The organism is Kitasatospora sp. NPDC088742 (assembly GCF_055584905.1).
The window spans coordinates 16,625-39,269 of the sequence record NZ_JBVJLD010000053.1; the positions used below are offsets into that span (position 1 = coordinate 16,625).

At 73.2% G+C, this 22,645-nt stretch carries 26 protein-coding genes; 8 read left to right on the top strand and 18 right to left on the bottom strand.

Annotated features, from left to right (window positions below):
* Positions 1-20 precede the first annotated feature (20 nt).
* The 4 genes from ACZ6ZR_RS31560 to ACZ6ZR_RS31575 all read right to left on the bottom strand — a co-directional run bounded on the left by ACZ6ZR_RS31560 (position 21) and on the right by ACZ6ZR_RS31575 (position 4,618).
* Positions 21-1,547, bottom strand: a complete 1,527-nt coding sequence (locus tag ACZ6ZR_RS31560; protein ID WP_465648292.1) for a beta-N-acetylhexosaminidase — start codon at positions 1,545-1,547, stop codon at positions 21-23.
* A gap of 20 nt (positions 1,548-1,567) precedes the next feature.
* Positions 1,568-2,317, bottom strand: coding sequence for a carbohydrate ABC transporter permease (locus tag ACZ6ZR_RS31565; RefSeq protein WP_465648294.1), 750 nt, complete (start codon positions 2,315-2,317; stop codon positions 1,568-1,570).
* 86 nt (positions 2,318-2,403) lie between these two features.
* Positions 2,404-3,330 (bottom strand): carbohydrate ABC transporter permease, encoded by a 927-nt coding sequence (locus tag ACZ6ZR_RS31570; protein WP_465648192.1) that lies wholly within the window; start codon positions 3,328-3,330, stop codon positions 2,404-2,406.
* Between the two features lie 16 nt (positions 3,331-3,346).
* A complete protein-coding gene (locus tag ACZ6ZR_RS31575) occupies positions 3,347-4,618 on the bottom strand; it encodes an extracellular solute-binding protein (protein WP_465648194.1) in 1,272 nt (423 codons plus the stop codon).
* Between the two features lie 176 nt (positions 4,619-4,794).
* On the opposite strand from ACZ6ZR_RS31575, the gene ACZ6ZR_RS31580 reads away from it, so the two are divergent.
* Positions 4,795-5,559: a GntR family transcriptional regulator gene (locus tag ACZ6ZR_RS31580; protein ID WP_465648196.1), complete on the top strand. Its 765-nt coding sequence runs from the start codon at positions 4,795-4,797 to the stop codon at positions 5,557-5,559.
* A gap of 18 nt (positions 5,560-5,577) precedes the next feature.
* On the opposite strand, the gene ACZ6ZR_RS31585 is transcribed toward ACZ6ZR_RS31580, so the two are convergent.
* The 10 genes from ACZ6ZR_RS31585 to ACZ6ZR_RS31630 form a co-directional block, all read right to left on the bottom strand.
* A complete protein-coding gene (locus tag ACZ6ZR_RS31585; RefSeq protein WP_465648198.1) occupies positions 5,578-6,156 on the bottom strand; it encodes an O-methyltransferase in 579 nt (192 codons plus the stop codon).
* 353 nt (positions 6,157-6,509) lie between these two features.
* Positions 6,510-7,259 carry a hypothetical protein gene (locus ACZ6ZR_RS31590; RefSeq protein ID WP_465648200.1) on the bottom strand — a complete coding sequence of 250 codons (750 nt, stop codon included), beginning with the start codon at positions 7,257-7,259 and terminating at the stop codon, positions 6,510-6,512.
* Positions 7,260-7,527: 268 nt separating this feature from the next.
* Positions 7,528-8,073, bottom strand: coding sequence for a telomere-protecting terminal protein Tpg (gene tpg, locus ACZ6ZR_RS31595; protein ID WP_465648202.1), 546 nt, complete (start codon positions 8,071-8,073; stop codon positions 7,528-7,530).
* A 50-nt stretch (positions 8,074-8,123) separates the two neighbouring features.
* Positions 8,124-10,406, bottom strand: coding sequence for a telomere-associated protein Tap (tap, locus tag ACZ6ZR_RS31600; protein WP_465648204.1), 2,283 nt, complete (start codon positions 10,404-10,406; stop codon positions 8,124-8,126).
* 249 nt (positions 10,407-10,655) lie between these two features.
* The gene (locus tag ACZ6ZR_RS31605; RefSeq protein ID WP_465648206.1) at positions 10,656-10,916 is read right to left on the bottom strand and encodes a hypothetical protein; all 261 of its coding nucleotides are present in this window, start codon (positions 10,914-10,916) and stop codon (positions 10,656-10,658) included.
* Positions 10,917-11,020: 104 nt separating this feature from the next.
* A complete protein-coding gene (locus tag ACZ6ZR_RS31610; protein ID WP_465648207.1) occupies positions 11,021-11,716 on the bottom strand; it encodes a ribonuclease FAU-1 family protein in 696 nt (231 codons plus the stop codon).
* A complete protein-coding gene (locus tag ACZ6ZR_RS31615) occupies positions 11,713-11,946 on the bottom strand; it encodes a hypothetical protein (RefSeq protein WP_465648209.1) in 234 nt (77 codons plus the stop codon). Before ACZ6ZR_RS31615 ends, ACZ6ZR_RS31610 begins: the two co-directional genes overlap by 4 nt.
* 100 nt (positions 11,947-12,046) lie before the next feature.
* Entirely contained in the window at positions 12,047-12,913 is an 867-nt protein-coding gene (locus tag ACZ6ZR_RS31620; RefSeq protein WP_465648211.1) for an NmrA family NAD(P)-binding protein, read from the bottom strand.
* Positions 12,910-13,398 (bottom strand): hypothetical protein, encoded by a 489-nt coding sequence (locus ACZ6ZR_RS31625; protein WP_465648213.1) that lies wholly within the window; start codon positions 13,396-13,398, stop codon positions 12,910-12,912. Before ACZ6ZR_RS31625 ends, ACZ6ZR_RS31620 begins: the two co-directional genes overlap by 4 nt.
* Before the next feature lie 108 nt (positions 13,399-13,506).
* The gene (locus ACZ6ZR_RS31630) at positions 13,507-14,028 is read right to left on the bottom strand and encodes a MarR family winged helix-turn-helix transcriptional regulator (RefSeq protein WP_465648215.1); all 522 of its coding nucleotides are present in this window, start codon (positions 14,026-14,028) and stop codon (positions 13,507-13,509) included.
* Positions 14,029-14,238: 210 nt separating this feature from the next.
* Between ACZ6ZR_RS31630 and ACZ6ZR_RS31635 the strand changes: the two genes are divergently transcribed.
* The 3 genes from ACZ6ZR_RS31635 to ACZ6ZR_RS31645 all read left to right on the top strand — a co-directional run bounded on the left by ACZ6ZR_RS31635 (position 14,239) and on the right by ACZ6ZR_RS31645 (position 16,307).
* Positions 14,239-14,961 (top strand): hypothetical protein, encoded by a 723-nt coding sequence (locus ACZ6ZR_RS31635; protein ID WP_465648217.1) that lies wholly within the window; start codon positions 14,239-14,241, stop codon positions 14,959-14,961.
* 108 nt (positions 14,962-15,069) lie between these two features.
* Positions 15,070-16,020 carry a 5'-nucleotidase gene (locus ACZ6ZR_RS31640; protein ID WP_465648219.1) on the top strand — a complete coding sequence of 317 codons (951 nt, stop codon included), beginning with the start codon at positions 15,070-15,072 and terminating at the stop codon, positions 16,018-16,020.
* Between the two features lie 119 nt (positions 16,021-16,139).
* Positions 16,140-16,307: a hypothetical protein gene (locus ACZ6ZR_RS31645; protein ID WP_465648221.1), complete on the top strand. Its 168-nt coding sequence runs from the start codon at positions 16,140-16,142 to the stop codon at positions 16,305-16,307.
* Between the two features lie 32 nt (positions 16,308-16,339).
* On the opposite strand, the gene ACZ6ZR_RS31650 is transcribed toward ACZ6ZR_RS31645, so the two are convergent.
* The gene (locus tag ACZ6ZR_RS31650; RefSeq protein ID WP_465648223.1) at positions 16,340-16,903 is read right to left on the bottom strand and encodes a helix-turn-helix domain-containing protein; all 564 of its coding nucleotides are present in this window, start codon (positions 16,901-16,903) and stop codon (positions 16,340-16,342) included.
* Complete coding sequence (locus ACZ6ZR_RS31655; RefSeq protein ID WP_465648225.1) at positions 16,900-17,289, bottom strand: type II toxin-antitoxin system RelE/ParE family toxin; 390 nt, start codon at positions 17,287-17,289, stop codon at positions 16,900-16,902. Before ACZ6ZR_RS31655 ends, ACZ6ZR_RS31650 begins: the two co-directional genes overlap by 4 nt.
* 121 nt (positions 17,290-17,410) lie before the next feature.
* On the opposite strand from ACZ6ZR_RS31655, the gene ACZ6ZR_RS31660 reads away from it, so the two are divergent.
* Positions 17,411-18,220, top strand: coding sequence for a GNAT family N-acetyltransferase (locus ACZ6ZR_RS31660; RefSeq protein WP_465648227.1), 810 nt, complete (start codon positions 17,411-17,413; stop codon positions 18,218-18,220).
* Positions 18,221-18,234: 14 nt separating this feature from the next.
* Here ACZ6ZR_RS31660 and yidD read toward each other — a convergent pair whose 3' ends face one another.
* On the bottom strand, positions 18,235-18,723 hold the full coding sequence (gene yidD, locus ACZ6ZR_RS31665) for a membrane protein insertion efficiency factor YidD (RefSeq protein WP_465648229.1): 489 nt from the start codon (positions 18,721-18,723) through the stop codon (positions 18,235-18,237).
* Between the two features lie 134 nt (positions 18,724-18,857).
* Here yidD and ACZ6ZR_RS31670 point away from each other — a divergent pair, with 134 nt between their 5' ends.
* Positions 18,858-19,472: a DUF4865 family protein gene (locus tag ACZ6ZR_RS31670; protein ID WP_465648231.1), complete on the top strand. Its 615-nt coding sequence runs from the start codon at positions 18,858-18,860 to the stop codon at positions 19,470-19,472.
* Between the two features lie 7 nt (positions 19,473-19,479).
* Here ACZ6ZR_RS31670 and ACZ6ZR_RS31675 read toward each other — a convergent pair whose 3' ends face one another.
* Positions 19,480-20,067, bottom strand: coding sequence for an HAD family hydrolase (locus tag ACZ6ZR_RS31675; protein ID WP_465648233.1), 588 nt, complete (start codon positions 20,065-20,067; stop codon positions 19,480-19,482).
* A 48-nt stretch (positions 20,068-20,115) separates the two neighbouring features.
* Between ACZ6ZR_RS31675 and ACZ6ZR_RS31680 the strand changes: the two genes are divergently transcribed.
* Both ACZ6ZR_RS31680 and ACZ6ZR_RS31685 read left to right on the top strand, forming a co-directional pair.
* Positions 20,116-20,397 (top strand): hypothetical protein, encoded by a 282-nt coding sequence (locus tag ACZ6ZR_RS31680; protein ID WP_465648234.1) that lies wholly within the window; start codon positions 20,116-20,118, stop codon positions 20,395-20,397.
* 724 nt (positions 20,398-21,121) lie between these two features.
* Positions 21,122-22,627, top strand: coding sequence for a M1 family metallopeptidase (locus tag ACZ6ZR_RS31685; protein WP_465648236.1), 1,506 nt, complete (start codon positions 21,122-21,124; stop codon positions 22,625-22,627).
* The last annotated feature ends 18 nt before the right edge of the window (positions 22,628-22,645 follow it).

A 22,645-nucleotide genomic window follows, 5' to 3' on the forward strand; every position in this document is an offset into this window, starting at 1 on the left:
GTAGTGCGGGTGGTGCGGTTCTACCTGCCCGTGGTGATGCCCATCGCGGCCAGCCGGGGGGCGTGGTCGCGCAGGGCCGGCAGGAAGTCGGTGGCCCAGTCGCCCGCCGGGTTCCAGGCGCGGTCGGCGAGGGCGAGCAGGCGGGGGTAGAGCAGGTGGTCGTACTGCTCCTCCGTGGTGACGAACTCGGTCCAGAGCTGGGCCTGGGTGCCGAGCACCCGGGCGGTGTCGGCGGGCGCCCAGTGCGCGGTGGCCGGATCGCCCGCGTGGACGGAGCGCAGGTCGACGACGGCGCCGGCCTGGCCGGGCGGCTCGTGCGGGGAGTCGCTCTGCGGGTAGTCCAGGTAGGTGGACAGGTGAGGGGCCATCACCACGTCGTGGCCGCGCCGGGCGGCGGCCAGGCCGTGGTCGGCGTCGCGCCAGGGCATCACGGTGAACTCGGGCGGCAGCGAGGAGGAGCTGTCCTCGGCCCAGCAGACCGGGCGGCGGCCGTTGGCCATCAGGTAGGCGCCGACCTGGGCGAGGAACCAGCCGTGCAGTTCCTTCGGTGCGGCGAGGCCGAGTTCGGCGGTGCGGGCGAGCGCGCCCGGCGTGGTCTCCCACTCGGTGGTGGGGCACTCGTCGCCGCCGAGGTGGATGTACCGGGACGGGAAGAGGTCCATGGTCTCGTCGAGGACGGTGCGGCAGAAGTCCAGCACGCCCTCGTGGACGCCGAGGACGGTCTCGCACACGCCCCACTCGGTCCACACGTCCAGCTGCAGCTCGGGCCGGTTGCCGAGCTCGGGGTAGGCGGCCAGCGCGGCCCGGGCGTGGCCGGGCATCTCGACCTCGGGCACCACCCGCACCCCGCGCTCGGCGGCGTACGCGACCAGGTGGCGCAGCTCCGCCTTGGTGTACGAGCCGCCGTGCGGCCGGTCGTCGTAGCGGTCGGAGCCGGCCTGGCCGAGCATGGAGCGGGCCCGGACCGACCCGATCTCGACCAGCCGGGGGTAGGCGTCGACCGGCAGCCGCCAGCCCTGGTCGTCCGTCAGGTGCAGGTGCAGCACGTTGAGCTTGTGCAGGGCCATCCGGTCGACGGTGCGCAGCAGGCGGTCCACCGGCTGGAAGTGCCGGGCGGTGTCGATCATCAGGCCGCGCCAGGGGTGGCGGGGCCGGTCGGCGATCTCGACGCAGGGCAGGGTCCAGGCCGTGCCGGGTGCCGGGTAGTCCTGGAGGGCCTCTGGCGGCAGGAGTTGACGCAGCGTCTGGATGCCGTGCAGCAGTCCGGCGGGACGGGCGGCGGCCAGCCGGACGCCCTCGGGGGTGACGCTGAGCCGGTACCCCTCGGCGCCGGGCACGGCCGGGTCGAGGGCGAGGACCACGGCGCCGTCCGGGGAGACGGGCAGCGGCAGTCCGGTGGCGGGGGCGAGCAGGGTGCGCAGCAGCCGGGCGGCCGGGCGGGCGGCGGGTTCGGCGCGGACGGCGGTGGCGTCGTCGAGGGTGAACCGGCCGGCGGTGCGGCGGGCCCGCACGGGGGTCGGGAGGATCACGGGGCGTTCTCCTGGGATCGGGGCTTCCTGACGGACGGTCAGCCCTTGACGGCGCCGGCGGTCAGGCCGGCGGTGACCTTGTTCTGGAGGATCAGGAAGACCAGCAGCACGGGGAGCATGAACAGCACGGCGGCGGCCATGGTGGCACCCCAGTCGGTGCCGAAGACGTTGGCGAAGGAGGACAGCCAGACCGGCAGGGTGCGGGCGTCCTGGTTCTTGATGATCAGGGTGTTGGCGAAGGCGAACTCGTTCCAGGCGGTGATGAACCCGAACAGGGAGGTGGAGAGCAGGCCGGGGGCGAGCAGCGGCAGGGTGATCCGGCGGAAGGCCTGCGGCCGGGTGCAGCCGTCCACCCGGGCGGCCTCCTCCAGCTCCACCGGGACGGCGGCCAGGAAGCCGCGCAGGGTGACGATGGTGAACGGCAGGGTGGTCATGAAGTAGACCAGGGTCAGCATGGTGAGGCTGTCCAGCAGGTCGGTGTCCCGGGCGATCACGTACATCGGGATCAGCAGCGCCTCCCAGGGCGCCATCTGCGCGGTGAACACCAGCAGCAGGAACGCGCGCCGGCCGTGCCAGCGCAGCCGGGCGACGGCGAACGCGGCGAGCAGCGCGACCAGCAGGGCGAGCAGCACCGAGGCGCCGGTGACCAGCAGGCTGTTGCGCCAGAAGGTGCCGAAGCCGGGGGCGGAGACGGCGGTGCGGAAGTGCTCCAGGGTGGGGTGCAGCGGGAGGAAGGTGGGGGTGTCGGCCTGGATCTCGGCGGTGGGCTTCAGCGCGGTGATCGCCATCCAGTACACCGGGAAGGCGCAGACCGCGAGGACGGCCAGGCCGGCGAGGTTGAGCGGCAGGCGTCGCAGCTGCCGCAGGGTGGGGATCACGGGTTCTCCTCGGCTTCCTGACGGTGCATCCGGCGCAGGGTGGCGACCAGGGCGGTGAGCAGGATCAGCACCGTCAGGGTGGAGACCGCCGACCCGAGGTCGTACTTGTGCAGGGACTGGGCGATCTGGAAGGCGTAGACGGGCAGGGTGGTGGTGGCGCTGTTCGGGCCGCCCTGGCTGACCACCCAGATCTGCGCGAAGCACTTGAAGGTCCAGATCACCTCCAGCGAGGTAACCAGGGCGAACAGCGGGCGCAGGACGGGGAAGGTGACCAGGCGGAAGGTCTGCCAGGGCCCGGCGCCGTCCAGGCGGGCGGACTCGTACAGCTCGCCGGGGATGGTGGTCAGTCCGCCGTAGAGGGTGAGGGCGGTGAACGGGACCGACTGCCAGACCACCAGCGCGACCAGTACGGCGAAGGTGGCGTCCTCGTGGGCGAACCAGGCGTAGTCGCGGAAGCCGTGCAGGCCCAACTGGTCAAGGGCCCAGTTGACCACTCCGAAGCGGGACTGGAAGAGCCACTGGAAGACGGTGGTCGCGGCGATGACCGGGGTGGCCCAGGTGAGGACCAGGGCGCTCATCACCGCGAGCCGCATCCGGCGGCCGAGCCGGATCAGCAGCAGCGCGGTGAGGGTGCCGAGCACGGTGATCAGCGCGGTGTTCAGCGCCGTCCAGGCCAGCGTGCGGCGGACCACCCGCCAGAACTCGGGGTCGCCCAGCACCTCGGTGTAGTTGGCGAACCCGACCCAGGGCGCGTCGCCGCGGATCAGCTCGGCCATCCGGAAGTGCTGGAAGGAGATCAGCAGGTTCCGGGCGAGCGGGTGGAGCAGGAGGAACGCCGCGCCCACCACGGTGGGGGCGATCAGCAGGTAGGGGCCGACCCGGCTGCGGACCGGCGGTCGGGTGGTGGGCACGGCGGTGGGCACGGCGGTTGACTCCCGGTCAGGACGAGCTGTTGAGGGCCTTGGTGATGGCGTCGGAGGCGGTCTTGCCGGCCGCGTCCGGGTCGGCGCCGGTGAGCACCTGGGTCATGTACTGCTTGATCGGGTTGTTGGCCTCGACGGCGGCCCAGTTGGGCGAGTTGGGGGTGGCGTGGCCGTTGACCGCGCCGGCCGCCATGGCCACCGCGCCCTCGTCGCCGGCCAGTGCGCCGGCCAGCGAGGTGCGGTTGGGGACGTAGCTCATCTCCTTGGCCATCTCGGTCTGCCACTTGGCCCCGGCCAGCGCCTTGACCACCTGGTAGGCGGCGTCCTGGTGCCGCGAGGACTCGGGGACGACCAGGTCGGAGCCGCCGGTGAAGACCGCGCCGGGCTTGGCCGCGCTCTTGCCGGGGACCGGGAAGAAGCCGAGCTTGCCCTTGAGCTCCGGGTTGGCCTTGACGATGGCGTTGGCGCCGCCGGGGGTGGAGATCACCTGGGCGACGCGGCCCTTGGCGAACACCTCGGCCTGCAGCGGCTTGCCCTCGTCGGCGTCCTTCGGGCCCTTGCCGAGCGCCTGGAGGCGGCGGTAGAAGTCGATGCCGGCCCGGGCCTGCGGGGTGTCCAGGGCGCCCTTCCACTTGCCGTCCGGGCCCTTGACGGCCAGGTCGCCGCCCTCGTCCCAGATGAAGCCGGCCAGCGCGTACCAGGTCTGCCCGGTCAGGTAGATGCCTTCGTTGCCACCGGAGTTGAGCTTCTCGGTGGTGGCCAGCCACTCCTCGCGGGTCTTCGGCAGGGCGGTGACGCCGGCCTGCTCGAAGAGGTCCTTGCGGTAGATCACCACGCGGTTGGCGGCGTACCAGGGGATGCCGTACTGCTTGCCGTCGATCCGCCCGGGCTCGGCGAGGCCGGGGATCCAGTCCCGGCCCTCCAGCTCGGTGACCTTGTCGGTGAGGTCGTGCACGCCGCCGCTGGCCGCGTACTGGGCGACCTGGGTGTTGCCGACCTCGATGACGTCCGGCGCGTCCTTACTGGCCAGGGCACTGGTCACCTTCTGGCCGATGCCGTCCCACTCCTGGATCTGGACGTTCAGCTTCAGGTTCGGATGGCTCAACTCGAAGTCGGCGCGGAACCGCTGGAGGTAGCCGTCGGTGACCGTGTCACGCATGATCCAGACGGTCAACTCCTGGGTGCCCGAGGAGCTTTCGCTCGACTGACCGGCGGAGGAGCAGCCCGCCAGGGTGGCCAGGGCGGTGGCGGCGATGAGCAGGCGGAGCGGTGGTGCGGAGGGTCTCACGGAGACGTCACCTCATGGGGGAAGGGGTGGAAAACTTACCAGTGGCGCTGACTGGTAAGGAATGTGGCATAGACCAGTTGGGCCGTCAAGGCCTCCGGCAGGGGCGGATGGTGCGCACTGGTCAGGTCTCGGCTACGCTCACCGCTGGTTCGACCACGAGAGGAAGGGCGCACGGCATGAGCGGCGAGACCTCCGGTCCCGCGTACAAGCGCACCCGGGTCCGCGACTACCTGCGGGATTACGTGGAGTCGCGCTCGCCCGGCGACCCGATCCCCTCCGAGCGCACCCTCTGCGACCAACTCGGCGTCTCCCGCCCGACCTTGCGCTCCGCCGTCGACGAACTGGTCTCCACCGGTCTGATCGTCCGCGAGCACGGCCGGGGCATGTTCGTGGCCCCCGCGAAGATCACCCAGGAGCTGGCCGCCGCCACCGAGGACCACACCTTCGTCCTGCCGCGCGCCGGCGGCACCTGGACCAGCCGGGTCCTGGAGTTCTCGACCGTCCGGGCAGGCGCCCGGGTCGGCCGCAAGCTCAACCTCTCCCCCGCCGTCGAGATCCTCTACGTCGCCCGGCTGCGCCTGGTCGACGGCGAGCCGATGGCCATCGAGTACCTGCACCTGCCGGCCGCCCTGGTCGGCGGACTGCGCGCCGAGCAGCTGGAGAGCGGCGACTTCTACGAACTGCTGCGCGACGCCCACGGCGTCCGGGTGCACGAGGCCACCCAGTGGATGGAGCCCACCGTGGTCAGCGAGAAGGAGGCCCGGCTGCTCGACGTCCCGGTGCTCTCCCCCGCCCTGCACGTCGAGCGCCTCACCACCGACGACACCGGCCTCCCGGTCGAGTACGTCCACTCGCTCTACCGGGGCGACCGCTACCGGATCGTCTCCCACCTCTCGCTCGGCGACCCCGACGCCCCCGCCGGGCCCGGCGGCCGGCACTGACGGCGCCGGCCCCGGCCGTCAGGCGGTCCGCACCGCCATCAGGAGTCCGCTCGCCCAGGCCAGGCGGACGCACCGGAAGTCGTCCCGCCCGTCCAGCTCGGCCAACAGCCGTTCGACGGAGGCCTGGTGGCCCTCCGGCCAGCCGGGCTGCGGGAAGAGGTCGTCGATCAGGTACGTCCCACCGGGGGCCACCAGGGCGAGGGCCCGGTCGAGGTGGGTGAACTTGCCGGGCCAGGTGTCCGCGAACACGAGGTCGAAGGGCGGGCCGTCGTACTCCTCCAGCCAGGCGCCGCCGTCCCCGGCGACGAAGCCCACCCTCGGGTCGGCGCCCAGCTGCTGCCGGGCGAACTCCTGGAGGGCGGGGTCGAGTTCGACCGTGGTCAGCCGCGAGTCCTGGTCCATGCCGCCGAGGAGCCAGGCGGTGCCCTCCCCCACGCCGGTGCCGAGTTCGAGGATCCGGCCGGCCGGGCGGGCGGCTGCGAGTGCGGCCAGCAGGCTCCCGGTGCGGTCCTCGCTGGACATGATGAAGCCGGCTTCGCGCGCCGCGGAGCGCAGTGCGGGCAGGGTGGCGGGGAGGCGGTTCGGCGTGTCGTCCATCCGCCGATGATGCGAGGTCGGGCCCTGCCCCGGCAAGCAGGATTTCGGGCGCCGCCCGGGTCCGGACGGCGCCCACCGGTGGGGAGTTGACGGTCGGTAGGAGACGGTCAGCTGCTGCTCGGCCGCCCCGGAGCGGTTGCGGGCGGTGACCGTAGACACGCAGACGCCGTGACCGTCGGTGGGTCGCAGCAGCAGCTCGGCGGGGACGGCCGCAGGCTCGGCCTCCCAGAGGGCCGGGGCGTGGGTCCGGGTCCGCACCGGGGTGCCGTTGGCGATCCGGAAGGGCCGGCCCCGGCGACGGGGTACGAGCCGACGGGGCGCGGGGCGGCAGCCGGCCCGGCCGGCCCGGTGGTTCAGTCGAGCCGGGGCCCCAGGGCGCGCAGCACCCCGACCAGCTGGGCCACGTCGGTACCGACCTGGTTGCCGCTCGCCGTGGCCGTGTTGCGGGTGCCGACCGCCACCGCCGAAGCGGTGACGGGCCCGCTGAAGATGGCCGCGTTCTCGATCGTCATGCTGCCCGCTCCCAGGGGTTGAGGGCCCGTCAGGGCCTCGTCCAGGGGCCGGTCCGCGAACGCGAGGTCCCGGCCGGCCACCGTCAGGGTGAGCTCCACCCGGTCCGTCCCGGCACCCGGACCGGTGCGCACGGGGCCCACCCTGAGCAGCCCGCGTTCGGCCAGGTCCAGGTACGCCATCTCCACCACGGCCCAGTCCACCTTCGGACCGAACGGCCGTCTCGTGGTGCCCCTGGGCCCGCCCTCGACCCACTGACGGCCCATCACCGCCCCGCCGCCCGCGTCGTGGTCGGCCACCCAGCGCAGCAGTTCCTCCCGGAACTCCCAGGCCCGCCGGCTCTTCGGCTTGGCGGCCTCCTCCAGCCGGAGCGCCCGCATCCTGCCGACCCGCGTCAGGGCCACGGTGCCGGGCCCGGCCCCCTCCACCGCGGCCACGTGACGGCGGTCGCGGCAGCGCGCCAGGGCGGCGGCGAAGCGCTGGTCGGTCATACCCAGCCCGCGCCTGACCCCGGAGAGCACCACCACCGGCGAACCCGAGCCGGCGGCCCGCGACGCCACGGCACGCAACAGCAGGTCCGCGTCCTTGGACATGGCCGCAGGCTAGCAGCGGAGCCCACCGTTGCGTGCCCGATCGCACATCATCGGTCGCAACCGGCGACCGGCAGCGGGCACGACCTCACCGGGGGGTGGGAGAAGGAGCGGCGTTGGGGTGCGTGGCTCGGCGGCGCCGACAAGGGGGTCCCCCCGGCCGAAGGCTGGGGGAGAGTCCATGCGGAGCATCGGCGACTGAGGAGAAGCCGGCGAGGTGCGTGCCCCGGCGTCGCGACGCCGCCCCCCGATTGCCGGTCGGCCTTGGCCGCTACAGGCGCTCGATGTCGATCCACTCCAGGCCGGTCAGCTCAACGCCGAGGCCCGCGGCGCGGTGGCCGCCGTCCTTGAAGTAGTGCTCGCCGAGGGCGTCGGCGAGGATCTGCTCCTGCTGGGCCTCGCTCGCCCCGGCGTCGCGGGCCGCGTACAGGCGGGAGGCGACCTCGCCCGGCATCAGCTGGGTGAGGGTGCGCGGGCGGGGGTCGTCGGTGGAGCCGACGGCGGCGGTGAAGCCGAAGCGGGCCTGGAGGTGGAGCATGAAGCCGCGTTTCTCCGCCTCGCGCCGCACCCGCTGACGGACCCTCGGCTGCCACTTCGCCCGCACCCGCTGCTCCACCCGCTCGGCGGCGGCGGGCTTGGGGGCGGACGTGCCCTTGAGCCAGCGCTGCACCGTGCGCTGGGAGACGCCCAGTTCGGCCGCCAGTGCCTTGGTCGAGCCCTTGTGACCCTTGAGCAGGAACCGCAGCCGCGCGGGCAGGGACTGCGGGATCGGCCGGGTGCGCTCCACGCGCTCCAGGCCTTCGTCGATCTCCCCCACGCTGGGGCTCCTCCTCGTACCGGTGATGGTGACAGGGCGTCAGACAGGATCTACTCGTCGGCGGAGACCGCCCCGCCGGTCTTGATGTGGCGTGCGGGGTTGGTGCCGTCGGCGAGCAGCGCGGCGATCTCGGCCATCGGCCGGGTGCCCTCGTGCTTGACGTGCCCGGGGCTGACGCCGAGGCGCAGCGCGGTGCCGAGGGTCCCGTCGGGCCGGGTGAGGACATCGAGCGCACCCGGGCCGGGAGAGGCGAAAAGCGCGCAGTCGGACAGCACCGCGAAGGCGTGGCGGCCCTCCGCCGCGGCCTTGCGCAGCTTGCGGTGCAGATTGACGGTGGCGGTGTCGATGACCAGGGCCCGCATCAACGGGTCCCAGGTGGGCCGCTCCAGCGCGGGCCAGCGCTCCCCCGGGCGGTAACCGTGGCCGCGCGGACGTTCACGGAACTTGCCGATCGTGCCCTTCGCGGTCTGCTTCACCGCGCTCAGCACCGCGAGCTCGACCGGGTCACCGACCGTCCGCAAGCCCGCCATCGCGTCAAGGAAACCGACCGGATCGCCGTCGGCCAGGTCGAGCGGGACGCCGAGGGCGGCCATGGTGTCGACGTAGGCCTGCCGCAGGTGCTTGTGCCAGGGGTCGAGGTACGGGCCGGACTCGTGCCGCAGCCAGCCCTCGGCCGGCTGGACGGGGTGGCCGAGCTCGGCGGCGTAGGCGAGCTTGACGGTGCTGTACCAGGCCGGGCCGGTCGGGCAACTGCCGTCCGGAGTGAAGGGGTTGGGCAGCAGCGGGTCCACCGGGACCTCGGAGAGGTCGGCCAGCCAACTGCCCGGGATCCGCTTGTCGAAGGCCGGAGCGAGCTCGTGCACCGGCCCGGACAGCGGGAGGGTGAGGCGGCCGGCGGCGGCGAGAAAAGCCATGTTGACGTCCAGCCCGACCGCGTACGGCAGCACGCTCTCGGCCGGAGTGAGCGACCGGTGCCAGTCCCACGCCTCCGTCACCAACTCCCCCAGCTCGTCCCGCTCCTGGGCCAGCGGGTGAACGTCGGGCACCTCCGGCGGCGCGGCGTCGAAGGCACGCGTACGGGAACCCTCCACCACACCGGAGGCCCACCCGCTCTCGGTCCGCACCGGGCGGGTCGGCGGACGCAGCGAGGTGACCAGCTCCAGGCCGCTGACCGCCGTCGACCCGCGCGGGGTCAGCACCCGGGTGGCGTACGTCCCGAGCAACCGGGCCAGACCCGAGGCATCCAGGCCCTCGGGCACCACCCAACCACCAGAGGCGAGCGCACCCCAAGCCGGCACACAGAGCTGGACACACTGACGGCGGCCGTCCTGCGGCGTGCGGTAGATCCGGGCCCAGGGGCCCAACCCACGCTGGGTCAGCAGCCAACCCGCCTTCTCCAGCGCCTTCACCGCCTTGTGGTTCTTGGGGAGTTGGCCCAGCCGGGGGACGAAGTCCTGCTTCTCGTCCCGGCCCGCCCGGGGCAGGCCGAGCTCGGCCAGCGCCGCGTCGGTGAGGATCAGCAGCGGATCCCCGTCGCGGCCGTGCCGGTGCAGCCTCCCCTGCCCGAGACCGGCCTCCAGCGCCCACTCGACGGCGGCGGCCACCGTACGGGCGGACGGCGCGGTCGCGGCCGGGGAGCCGTCCGCGAGGTACGCCACCAGGCCACGGCCGTCGGCGGCGACGTCGAGCACGGCGAGCGGACCGGCCGGGAAGCGGGCGGCCGCGGCCTGCGCCCAATCATCCTGTGTGGCGGCGGACTTGGCGGACTTCTTGGGCGCGGAGCCACGGGGAGGCGCGGCCTTGCGAGGGCTCGGCGCAGCGGGAGTCGGCGACGGAGAGACGGAGGCGGGAGCGGTGGTGGCCGGGGTGCACCAACCGCCCATGTGCACCGGACGACCCTGCGCGCGGTACGGGGTCGGACGGCCGCAGCGCACGCACGCCTGCGTTTCCGCCACCACCAACTCCCCCGCCTCGGTACGGTCCAGTTCCACCACGACCTCACCGGCCGTACCAGGCACGGAAGTTGACGGAACGGAAGGCGCGGCGGGGGCGGGCGTCGGCTGGGCCGGGGTGAGGCGGGCGGCCATGCCCTCCAGCAGGCGGGCGTACGCCGCACGCCCCTCCCCCTGCGGTTCGCGCTGCCCGGACTCCCAGGCGGTGAGCGTCCCGGCGCTGACGTCCAGGGCCGCGGCGGTCTCCGCCTTCGTCAGGCCGTACTCGGTGCGCAGGCGCTTGCGCTCGGCCGGTTCGGGGAGCGGGACGGCCCGGCGCGGGCCGGCGCCGAGCAGCGTGTCGATCGCGTCCGGGGTCTGCTGCGGCGAGGCACCGGTCATGTCCGTCTCCTGATCCCTCTCTGATGCCGTCTCAGACCGCCCGGGACCGACCTCCCGAACGTGCTCCCACCTGCCCTCCGGTCCCTCGGCCGCAGGGGAAGTCAGGATCAGACCCTAGCAAGCGATCTCCCGGCTTCCGCCGACCGTCGGCCTCGGACGGGGAGGAGCGCGGGGAACGACGGAGGGTCCCGGCCGTAGCGCTACGGCCGGGACCCTCGGGGTGGTCTCAGATGGGGCGGGCGTCAGGCGTCAGTGAGCGGTCGGTACGACCAGGACGGCGCCCGGCCAGAGGTCGAGGTTGTTGCCGACGTTGGAGCCGGTGGCGGTGACCGAGGTGACGTTGGCGTAGTTGGAGGAGACCCCACCGCCGTCGGCGCCCGAGCCCTGGCCGATGGCGACGTTGCCGCTGCCGGACTGGCCGGCGGCGTTGTCCGCGAAGGCGGTGGTGGGGAGGGCCGAGAGAGCGCATGCAGCAATGAAGGCGCCGAACGCCTTACCGAAGGTTCGCATGAGTCCGATCATGGCAAACGGCTCAACAGAAAGTCACGCTCCGTAACCCTTTCGGCCGAACACCAGACCGCGACGGCCCCGAACCCACCCGTTCGGCCGAGCCGTCAGGCCCTCCCGGCGCCCTCCGGCAGGACCGGCTCCGGCCACGACGGGTCGGGCGCCCACTCCCGCCAGGGCTCCGCGAAGAGGCCGACGCGGTCCTGGAGCATGCCGAGGGCCCGCTCCCGCGCCAGCTCCACCCGCGCGTGCAGCCGGTCGTCCACCAGCCCGAGGCGTCGGATCCGGGCGTACTCGTCCTCGTCCTTCCAGCTGTGGGCCGAGAGGTCGGGCTCGGCCACCAGATCCACGGCGAGGTCCATCGTGTCGATCCCGGCGGCGGTGCGGCGGAAGGGGAGTTCGAAGTTGACGTACCAACGGATCGGCTCGCCGGAGGCCGCGTGCTGGAAGCGGTGGACGGAGAAGTGCTCGCCCTCCAGGAAGGTGCTGCGCAGGGCGGTGCCGGTCCACCGGTAGGGCTCGAGGGTCCAGGTGCCGGCCGCCAGCTCGTCCAGGCCCTCACCACGTCTGGCCTCCCGGTCGCCCTCCCCGCCAGGTGCCAGCGAGGCGATCCAGGTGGTCGGGGCGAGGCTGGTGATGCCCGGCCAGTAGGCCAGGTCCAGGCGGTCGCCGTCGTCGGCCAGCACCCGGTGCGGCATCGCCGTCCAGACCCGTCCGCCGTGGACGTCCCGGCGGACCGCCGTGCTCCCGGCGGCGAACCGACCGCCGCCGGCCGGGTCGTGACGGTCCGACGGGCCCGTCACCGGTGGCTGCCCACCGCGACGGCGCAGGCCGGTTCGTGCCAGGTGGTGCGCACCACCTGGCCGCCCCGCTCGCGGCGTTCGCTCGACCAGGTCCGGCAGCATCCGCCACGGCCGGCGGGCCGGGGCGGTACGGCGGTTCGGTGCGCCAGCACGCCGGCGGCGGGCCGGGACGGGCGGCGGCGGGGACGCGGGCGGCGCCCCTCGGAGGGTGCGGAGGATGAGTTCGTCACGGAACGGGCTCTGCCCGCCACCGGCACCCACCGAACCTCAACCCACCCGAAGGGAGGACCGCGCCCCCGCCGAGCCCCCGCCGCGCCCCCGGCCCCGCGGTCAGCGGAAGCGGTGGAGGTTCTCGGCGAGGAAGGCCTCCAGGGTGCGCGGGTCCCGTCCGGTGACCTGCCGGAAGGTCTCGTCCGGCCGCTCCTCCCGGACCACCGCCAGCTGCTGGATCTCCACCACGTGGGCGGCCAGCCACCCCGGCATCCCGGCCCGTTCGACCAGGTGGGCCCGGAGCCCGTCCGGGCCCAGGTCCGCGTAGCGGACCGTGCGGCCGAGCAACTCCCCGAGCAGTTCGGTCAGTTCGGGGTAGCTGTAGGCCCGGGGGCCGGTCAGCGGGTACGTCCCGCCGGCCAGGTCGGGGCGGGTGAGCGTCTGCGCGGCCAGCTCACCGATGTCGCGGACGTCCACGTAGTTGCAGCGCGCCACACCCATCGCACCGGCCACCACTCCGGCGGCGGCGATGCCGGGCGCCAGGAGCAGCAGCTTCTGCATGAAGGCGTACGGCCGCAGGACGGTGGCGGTGACGCCGGTCGCGCGCAGCCGTTCCTCGATGAGGTGGTGGCCCCGGGAGATCTCGACCGGTGAGTCCGGTTCGGCGGCCGGCGCCGAGATCTTGACGATGTGTCGGATCCCACTGTCGACGGCCGCCTCGACGGCGTCGAGCTCGTACCGCACCTGCTGAGGGCCGTTGGCCATGGTGAGGAAGAGCTGGTCGGCGCCCTTGAAGGCGGCCCGCAGGGAGTCCGGGTCGGCGGCGTCGGCGGCCAGGACCTCGGTGGTGGCGCGGACCGGCCCGTCGAGGGAGGCGGCGAGCCCCGCCGGGTCGCGGGTGAGGGAACGGGTCGGCACGCCGCGGGCGGCGAGCGCGTGCAGGGTGGCACTGCCGGTGGCGCCGGCGGCGCCCATGACGACGATCACGAGGGCTGCCGTTCCAGGAGGGGAGCCTCGGTGGGCTCGGCGGTGGGAAGGGACGTGGCGCGACTGCCCCGCCAGCGGAAGGTGGCGATGGTGCCGGCTATCGCGGAGGAGATCGCGAAGTCGGCGGGCAGCCGCCCGGGCCAGGGGCTGCCGTCGAGCGCGGGGATCAGCGGCAGCAGCTGCGAGGCGGCGAGGCCGACAGCCAGGCCCGCCGCGGCGCCGGCGAGGCCGACCGCGAGGGCCGCGAGCAGCCGGGGGATCCTGGGCGGGCGAGCGGGGACGGGGCGGCGGTGCAGCGCGACGGTGAGGGCACCGGCCACCAGGGCGGAGGTGCCGCCGATGGTGGTCAGGGCGGCGACCACCAACTGCGGCTGGCCGGAGGCGAAGCCGCCGGCGCTCGCCATCACGGCGGGCATGACGTAGGCGGGCAGCACCTCCTTCCACAGGACGTACGGCGCCGGAGCGTCCGGAGTTCTCGTGCTCATGAACGGTCTCTTTCCATTGGTCGACGGGAGCCCTAAGATTTGTACTTAGGTCCCTAACTATCAGGGTCGAAGGAAGGCGGGCCGCCGTGCGGCCCGCCTGAACGGGAGTCAGTCCTCGGTGAGTGCGTCGATGCCCGCCGCCACGCGGGCCAGCAGGTCGAGAAAGGTGGCGCGCTCCTCCTCGGAGAGCCCGCCGACCATCGCCTGCATCCGGGCGAAGTGCTCCGGCGCCAGCTCGCGCAGCCGGTCGGCCCCGCGCGCGGTGAGGACCACCACATTGCCCCGCCCGTCCTCGACGGACGGGCGTCTGGCCACCAGGCCTTCTCGCTCCAGGCCGTCGACCAGCCCGGTCACGGTCGCCCGGGAGACCCCGAGGCCGGCCGCGAGCTGGGACGGCGACTTCTCACCGCCGTGGTCCTCCAGGTCGGCGAGCAGCCGGTACCGGCCGGTGGAGAGGCCGAAGCGGCCGAAGTGCACCTCGCCGGCCTGGCCGACCCTCGCACCGGCCGCCATCAGTCTGGCCGCGACCAGCACCGCCTGCGGGTCGACCGAGAGGCCGTAGCGGGAGATCTGACGGCGTGCCTGATCGAGGCTCGGGGCGCCAGGGTCGAACTCGGACTGTGGGGTCACGAGAAGTAATATGGCGCCTAATCAGTACCGCGGTCAAGCAGATCCGACAGACCGGTGACCGGTGTCGCGCGAGGCGGCTCGGCAGCCGGCAGCGGCTGACGGGGCACCGACAGGAAATCGGCGCGCTGGTGCAACCGAACGGCCCGCCCGGAACGTACAGGAGGTGGGCCCGTCCGAGCGGCGGGCCGTTCACCGTCCTGGGAGCCCTCTTTGAAGAACCGTCACCTCACCGCCACCACCGCCCTGGCCTGCGCGGTCCTCGCGCTCAGCGCCTGCAGTTCCACCGGGACCCCGGTGGCGGCCGGTGACGCCAAGACCTCTGCGACGGCCTCCGGCCCCGCGCCCGCCGTCTCCACGCCGGACCCGGCCACCAGCGCCGGCACCGGCCCGAAGACCACCGCGTCGGACACCCCCAGCTCCACCATCCGGCCCGAGGCGCAGCCCTGCGGCGGGTCGGAGAAGGAGACCGACGTCACCGGCGTGCTGACCGGGCTGGACAAGAGCGCCGCTCCGCGCTGGTCCGGCGTCATCAAGCTGACCAACGTCTCCGCCAAGCCCTGCAAGCTGTACGGCCCGGCCGACGTCCGCACCGACGGGGCCGGCACCTTCCACAAGCTGGTCACCGGCGTGATCGGCGACGTCAAGTTCGTCACCGACCGGTCGAAGGCGACCGTCCTCGGCCCCGGCGAGACCCTGTTCCAGGCCGTCAGCTGGCTCTCCTCCCCGCCCAGCGCGCCCAACGCCGAGTGCGCGACGGGCAACCAGCTGGTCCTGGTCCGGAACGAGGAGGCCATCTTCATCTCCGTCCCGGTCAAGGACGCCCGCTTCTGCCCGTCCAAGGAGACCGGCTCCCCGCAGGTCATGATCGGCGCCCAGCTGGCCGTCGAGGCCCAGGCCAAGGCCCAGCTGGAGGTCTTCTCCACCAAGCGGTGACGCGTCGTCAGCCCTCCCTCCGTCCGCGCGGGCCCGCACCCGTCCGCGTCGCACGCAGGTGCGATGATGGCCGGGCAGAGCGGGGCCGGGAGGACGGAGGGCTGACGGGTGGCGTACGAGTTGGCGGAGCGGCTGGTGCTCGGGGTCGCCTCCAGTGCCCTGTTCGACCTCGGCGAGTCCGACGCGGTCTTCCGCGAGGAGGGCGAGGAGGGCTACGGGGCGTACCAGGAGCGGCACTTGGCCGACAGGCTCCGCCCCGGAGCGGCCTTCCCCTTCGTCCGCCGGCTGCTGGCGCTCAACGACCTCGACCCGGACGATCCGCCGGTCGAGGTCATCGTGCTCTCGCGCAACGACCCGGACACCGGCCTGCGGGTCATGCGGTCGATCGAGGCCCACGGGCTGCCGATCAGCCGGGCGATCTTCACCCAGGGCCGCTCGCCGCACCGCTTCATGCCGGCCCTCAACATGTCGCTCTTCCTCTCCGCCAACCAGGACGACGTCCGCGAGGCCGTCCGGGCGGGGCTGCCCGCCGGGCACGTGCTCGGCCCGGAAGGAATCCCGGAGGACGCCGACGGCGGGGACGCGGACGACCAGGAGCTGCGGATCTCCTTCGACTTCGACGGCATACTCGCCACCGACGCCTCGGAACTCGTCTACCAGACCGACGGGTTGGCCGGCTTCCGCGAGCACGAGCGGGCGAATGCCGACGTCCCGCACGACGCCGGCCCGCTCAAGGACTTCCTGGCGGCGGTCAACCGGATCCAGCTCCGGGAGGAGCAGGAGCACCTGAAGGACCCGTCCTACCGGCCCCGGGTCCGGGTCTCCCTCGTCACCGCGCGCAACGCCCCCGCCCACGAACGGGCCGTCATGAGTCTGAAGCGCTGGGGCGTGCGGGTGAACGACGCGTTCTTCCTCGGCGGCGTGGACAAGGCCGCCATCATGGCGGTGCTGCGCCCGCACCTGTTCTTCGACGACCAGGCCGCCCACCTCGCCGCCACCGCCCGCACCACCCCCAGCGTCCACGTCCCCTTCGGCCACCTCAACGGCGCACCCGCCTGACCGGCCGAAGACGCCCCACCTCAGGTTCCGCTCAACTCCCTTCCGAACGGCGGGCGGACGCGCCCAGCGTGATCACCGAGGGAGTGGAACCACTCCACCTGAGCCCCGGACGTGAGCACGTGAAGCACGTCATCGCGACCGTCAGGACCGCCCTGCACTGGGTCACCCAGGTCGGCAACCGCCCCAGCCACCACACCGACCAGCGCCGCCCCGGGCCCTCCCCCGCCGACGTGGCCGCCGCGCGCTACCGCCCCACCGTCCCGGTCCTCCCCGGCACCTACAACTGACGGCGCGGCCGGGCCGGGCCGGGCCGGGCCGGTCAGGCGATCTCCGCGCGCCAGCCGCCGACGACGGCGATCAGCAGGACCTCCACGGCCGCGCTCTCCGGCCCAACGGCGGGCCACCGTTCGCGGGGTGCGCGGAGCACGGCGGCCACCTCCCCGGCCGTCGGCAGCGCAGGCACGGCTGCCGCCACGACCGTGGAGACCGCCGCCCGGCAGCGGTCGCTCCAGTCGTCGAAGGCTCCTGCGGCGGCTGTCGGGGAGTCCGGCGGTGGGAGTTCGAATCCGAGCCGCCGGCCCTCGGGCAGCACGGTCTCCACGACGAGGTGCCCGCCCAGGGCCGCGACGTAGGAGAGCACCGGACCCACCGTCGACTCGGCGCCCGACTCGACCGCCACCACCCGGGACGGGTCGACACCCATGGCGTGCGCGAGATCCGCGGAGCCGGTACCGGCCAGCCGTCGCAGTTCCGCGAGGACCCGCCCACGGTGCTCGGCCACCAGCCGGTCGGCCTCGCGGGTGATCCGCTCGGCGTCGGACGACTCCGGGTAGAACTCGGCGAGGAACTCGGCCTCGTCGCCGTACTCGCCGGGCTCGGTCATCGGTCCGCCTGTTCCTCGGTTCGCCGGAGGTGGCTGCGGTAGCGCTCCTCCGCCAGCGGGATCGCCGTGCGGTACCAAGACTGCCACTGCCCCTGCTTGTCGCCCGCCACCAGGATGACGATTCGACGCCTGGTGTCCAGCACGAACAGCAGTCTGATCTCGCTGCCGCCCGCCGAACCGGGGCGGAGCTCCTTGAGGTTGGGCATCGAGGAGTGGCGGATCCGGTCGACCAGCGGCCGGCCCAGGGCCGGGCCCGTCCGGCGCAGTGCCGTGATCGCGGCGGCGACCTGGTCAAGGGAGGCACGGTCCGTGCGGCGGAGGCCGTGGAGCCAGTCGCGAACGGCCGGCTCCAGGACCAGACCGTACGTATACGGGCAATTCGGCAAGAGTCCCACACCTTTTCCTGTGCAAACGACCCATTGCCTGAGCGCAACGTATCACCGCAGGAGCACCCTTGACGGCGAATCCCGACGATCCGTCAGCTGATCACCCGGGTAGGCTGCCGGGATGTCTCCGCGCTCCCTGCACAGCCTTCACGACCGGGCCGCCCTCGGTGCCCGGCTGCTCAGTGACCCCGCGCCGCACCTGCTCGAACTCGGTGACCTGGACGACCTGTTGTGGCCGCACACCAGCTGGTACGCCGTCGAGGACGAGGGCCCGGTGGCGCTGCTGTACTCCGTCGGCGACGTCCCGACAGTGCTGGTGTCGGCCCGGCCGGAGCGGGCGGCGGGGGCGGAGGAGCTGGCGGCCGCTCTGCTGCCGGTGCTACCGCGGCGGTTCATCGGGCACCTGCCGGACGGCGCGGTCAAGGTGCTCGAAGGCTCGTACCGGGTCAGCGGCCGCGACACCCTGCTGCGGATGGTGCTCACCGACCCGGACCGCAGCCCCGTCGCCGCGCACCGGCCCGGCCAGTGGGAGCCGGCCGTGCTCGGGCGGGACGAACTCCCGGAGCTGCTGGGCCTGTTCGCGGCCGCCTACCCCGGCAACTGGTTCGACGACCGGATGCTGGACACCGGCCAGTACCTCGGGGTCCGGCACGAGGGCCGGCTGGCCGCGGTGGCCGGGGTGCACGCGTGGTCGCCGGCGCAGCGGGTGGCGGTGCTGGGGAACGTCACCACGCTGCCCGAGCTGCGCGGGCGCGGCGCCGCGGCGGCCTGCGTGGCCGCCCTCTGCCGGCGGCTGGCGGAGACGGCGGACCACATCGGGCTCAACGTCCGCGCCGACAACGCCACCGCCGTCCGCCTGTACGAGCGCCTCGGCTTCACCGGGGTGACCACGTTCACCGAGGCGCTCTTCACCGCGCTGCCCCTGGACTAGTGCCGTGCCCGGCACTAGTTCTCCGGGACGGGGTCGGCGCCGCCCCGGGTGCCAGGGCGGCAGCGCAGCAGGCGACCGGCCGTCAGGCGGGTGGCGCGCAGGGCGCCGTGGCGGTGCAGGGCCTGGACGGCGTAGGTGGAGCAGCTCGGGGTGTAGGGGCAGCAGACGGGGCGGGTGGGGCTGATCCGGGTGCGGTAGTGCTGCACCGCGCCGTGCAGGAAGGCCGCCGGGCGGCCGCCGGGGAGCCGGGGCGCGCGGTGGGCGGTCAGTGCGGCCCGCAGGCCGGAGGTGAAGACCACCGGGATCAGCGCGATCAGGCAGGGGTCGGCGCAGTCGCCCACGCAGTCGAGGGCGTCGCAGCAGTCGTTGTCCTTGTCCTTCTTCTGCTGCGACTTGTAGCGCTCCCAGGCCCGGCGCCGCTCGCGCCTGGCCCGCCGCTCGTCCTTCGGCAGCCACCACCAGGCCCGTTCGAAGTACGGTGGCCGGGGCGCGGGTGGGTACATGGGTACCGCCTCTCTTCACTGGGGTGACACGTCTGCCGGGACATCCTGCCGTACGGGAGCGTCGCGGTACGAAGAGCATCTAGGGTGACCGCCTGACGGCCCGTCACACCATCCGCTGCTGGAGAGGCTCCACCGTGTACGCCAAGCAGTACGAGCTCACCCTGCCCGCCGACTACGACATGGGGATCATCCGCGGGCGGGTGGCGGCCGGTGGGCACGTCCTGGACGACCGGGCGGGGCTGGGCCTGAAGGCCTACCTGATCCGCGAGCGCGGCGAGCAGGGTTCGCCGGTGAACCAGTACGCCCCGTTCTACCTCTGGAACGACACCGGGGAGATGGCCCGCTTCCTGGTCGGCGGGGGCGGCTTCCAGAACATCGTGCGGGACTTCGGCCGCCCGGCCGCGCTGCACTGGACCGGGATCGCCTGCCACGCCGGCCCGGCCCGCGCGGCCGTACCCCGGGCCGCCTCCCGCCGGCTGACCGCCGTGCCCGTGGACTCCGACCCGGACCGCACCGGCCTCGGCCTCTCCGAGCTGATCGCCCGGGAGGTCGAGGAGCTGGCCGGGCTGGCTCGGCGAGAGGACGTGCACACTGCCGCGCTGGCGCTGGACCCGCACCACTGGCAGCTGCTCCGCTTCGTCCTGCTGGCCGAGGCCCGCACCGCAGACACCACGGACGAGGAGCGCTACGAGGTGCTGCACCTCTCCGCCCCAGGCCTGGCCGGCCTCCCGGCGGGCCGGGCCTGGTGACGGCCGGTCAGGTGCGCGGGGCCAGCACGTCCACGGCGGCCATCCCGGCCGCGGCGGCCGCCCGCAGGCCGAGCACCGAGTCCTCGAAGACCAGGCAGTGCCGCGGCTCGACGCCTAGGCGCCACGCGGCCAGCAGGAAGCCCTCCGGGTCGGGCTTGGCCTGGGTGACGTCCTCGGCGCAGACCAACGTCTCGAACATGCCGTCCACGCCGAGCGCCTTCAGCGAGGCCTCGACGGACTCGCGGGTGCTGCCGGAGACCACCGCCGAGCGGAGCTTGCGGTGGGCCTCCTCGACGTGCGGCAGGATCCCGGGGACCAGGGTGACCTCGGGGAGCAGCTCGCGGTAGAACTCCTCGCGGCGCCGGGCCACCTCGGCGACCGGCATCGCCAGGCCCTGACGCTCGTTCAGGTCCACCACGATGTCGGCGACGGGGCGCCCGCCCCAGGCGTAGAAGAGGTCCTCGGGGAACTCGCCGCCCCACTCGCCGACGGCCCGGCTCCAGGCCCGGTGGTGCACCGGCATGGAGTCCGCGACGGTCCCGTCGCAGTCGAACAGGTAGGCCCGGAAGTCGCCGTGCGGCAGCGGAATGATCACCGGCCCACCCTAGCCGCCCGGCCCTACGGGGTCCTGCTGGGGTTGGGCGTGGGGGGCTTCGTGGTCCCGGAGGGCTTCGGCGTGGGCGCCTTCGTGGTCCCGGAGGGCTTCGGCGTCGGCGCCTTCGTGGTCCCGGAGGGCTTCGGCGTCGGCGCCTTCGTGGTCCTGTTCGGCTTCGGCGTCGGGGCCTTCGTGGTCCCGCCAGGCGTGGGCTTGGATTCCGTGAAGGACCAGCTCACGCCGGAGAGCGAGCTCTGGCCCTTGTCGGCGAAGTACTTGAACAGCGCCGGGGACATGTCGAGGTCGTTGATGCCCGCACCCGGCGCCTGATCGGTCACCTTCGCGGTCGCAGTGCGGCCGTTGTAGGTGATGCGGACCGTCGAGAAGCACACCGAACCGTTGCTGAACAGCTGCGGGCTGACCGCCACGATGAAGTCCCCGGCGGAATCCACCTTCCCGCACGCGTTGAGCCCGGGCGAGTAGGAGGTGGCCCTTCCCTTGTACGTGGCCGCGGAGGCCGGGATGGCAGCCGCCGCGAACACGGCGGCGAAGGCCAGCGTTCCCACGCCTGCGGTAAGGGTGTTCCTCGTCGAACTCTTCATGGTTCCTCTCAGGTGCTTTCTCATCGGAGCGGCAACACGCGAACGCTAGCCACGCGAACAACTCCGTGTCCACACCAGAGCGTGTGAACTTCCCTTTTGGGCAATCCTTTTGACCCTCCGTCCTGCAGAGGGATGTCATCACCGCCAGAAGAAGATGACGGTCCGGGCAAAAGCCTTTACCGCCGAGCGGAAACGCGCGAAGCCGAGCTGATTCGTCCGCGACGTCGGTGTCCCAGCAGTGCACCTGACAGTCGGGACCCCGGCACGTCCAGCAGGGTCCCGGCCGGGGCGTCCGCACAGGACTCGGTGCCGCCCGGCCCTTCGGCCGGCCCGACGCGGAAGATGTACTGGCGTGAACATTTCATAACGGGAGCACGGATCCCGGCCCCCGGCCGCCCCGCAGCCTCTAGCGTCGAACGACCCCGTCCGCACTCGACGCACCGGAGGACCCCGTGCGCACCAGGCTGACCCTCGCCGCCGCCGCAGCAGCCGTCCTGCTCCTGGCCCAGCCCGCCACCGCGGGCACGGCCCCGTACGGCTCCGCCGGAGTCGGCGACCCGTACTACCCGGACTACGGCAACGGCGGCTACGACGTCTCGCACTACGACCTGCGCCTGACCTACCAGCCTGCCACCGACCAACTCTCGGGCACGGCCACCATCCTGGCCACCACCACCCAGGCGCTGACCCGCTTCAACCTGGACTTCGCCCTCGCCGTCCAGGAGGTGCAGGTGAACGGCCGTCAGGCGAAGTTCGCCGCCACCGGCGACCACGAGCTGGAGATCACCCCGGTCGCACCGCTGGACAAGGGTAAGAAGGTGACCGTCGTGGTGCGCTACGCCGACGTGCCCTCCAGCCGGAAGGTGTACGGCTGGACCGGCTGGCAGCGCACCCCGGACGGCGGGGTCGCGGCCAACGAGCCCGAGGGCTCCTGGTGGTGGTACCCGAGCAACGACCACCCCAGCGACAAGGCCACCTTCGACGTCTCGGTCGCCGTCCCGGACGGCACCCAGGCGATCAGCAACGGCGCCCTGGTCGGCCGGTCCTCCAAGCTCGGCTGGACCAGGTACAGCTGGCGCCAGACCAGCCCCCAGGCCACCTACCTGGCCACCCTCGCGGTCGGCCGCTTCGACCTGGACACCACGAGCACCGTCACCTCGGCCGGCGTGCCGGTCGTCACCGCGTACAGCCAGGACCTCGGCCAGTACGACGGCGCCGCCCGCGCCAGCGTGGAGCGCACCGGTGAGATCACCGACTGGCTGGCCACCCAGTTCGGCCCGTACCCGTTCGCCACCGTCGGCGGCTACGTCCCCAACGTGCCCACCCGGTACGCCCTGGAGACGCAGGGTCAGGTCTTCTACAGCCCCAAGGTGTTCGCCGCCGGCTCCAACACCTCCGTGGTCGCGCACGAGCTGGCCCACCAGTGGTTCGGCGACAGCGTCTCGCTGGAGCGCTGGAGCGACATCTGGCTGAACGAGGGCTTCGCCCGCTACGCCCAGTGGCTCTGGTCCGAGCACGAGGGCGAGGGCACCGCCCAGGAGCTGGCCGACTGGACGTACGCCTCCGTCCCCGCCGAGGACCCGTTCTGGCAGGTGCTGCCGGGCGACCCGGGCCCGGACAACCAGTTCCACGGCGCCGTCTACGACCGGGGCGCGCTCGCCGTCCAGGCGCTCCGCAACGCCGTCGGCGACCAGGCCTTCTTCACCATCCTGCGCGGCTGGCAGGCCGAGCACCGCCACGGGAACGCCGACCTCGCGGACTTCCGCCGGTACGCCGAGCGGATCTCCGGCAAGCCGCTGGCCGCCCTGCTGGACACCTGGCTGCTCACCCCGGGCAAGCCCGCCCCCGGCACGGCCAGCACTCCCGCTCCGACCGGCCTCGCGAAGGCCACGGCCCCGCAGGAGCCGAAGTCCTGGAAGCAGATCAAGGCCACCGACACGCTCCACGAAGGACACTGACGCGCCGTCACCCGCGGC

Coding starts and splice junctions, on each gene's coding strand:
- ACZ6ZR_RS31565 (WP_465648294.1), bottom strand. CDS start 2,317: ATGGCGATCACCGCGCTGAAGCCCACCGCCGAGATCCAGGCCGACACC.
- ACZ6ZR_RS31580 (WP_465648196.1), top strand. CDS start 4,795: ATGAGCGGCGAGACCTCCGGTCCCGCGTACAAGCGCACCCGGGTCCGC.
- ACZ6ZR_RS31585 (WP_465648198.1), bottom strand. CDS start 6,156: ATGGACGACACGCCGAACCGCCTCCCCGCCACCCTGCCCGCACTGCGC.
- ACZ6ZR_RS31590 (WP_465648200.1), bottom strand. CDS start 7,259: ATGTCCAAGGACGCGGACCTGCTGTTGCGTGCCGTGGCGTCGCGGGCC.
- tap (WP_465648204.1), bottom strand. CDS start 10,406: ATGACCGGTGCCTCGCCGCAGCAGACCCCGGACGCGATCGACACGCTG.
- ACZ6ZR_RS31605 (WP_465648206.1), bottom strand. CDS start 10,916: ATGCGAACCTTCGGTAAGGCGTTCGGCGCCTTCATTGCTGCATGCGCT.
- ACZ6ZR_RS31625 (WP_465648213.1), bottom strand. CDS start 13,398: ATGAGCACGAGAACTCCGGACGCTCCGGCGCCGTACGTCCTGTGGAAG.
- ACZ6ZR_RS31650 (WP_465648223.1), bottom strand. CDS start 16,903: ATGACCGAGCCCGGCGAGTACGGCGACGAGGCCGAGTTCCTCGCCGAG.
- ACZ6ZR_RS31660 (WP_465648227.1), top strand. CDS start 17,411: ATGTCTCCGCGCTCCCTGCACAGCCTTCACGACCGGGCCGCCCTCGGT.
- yidD (WP_465648229.1), bottom strand. CDS start 18,723: ATGTACCCACCCGCGCCCCGGCCACCGTACTTCGAACGGGCCTGGTGG.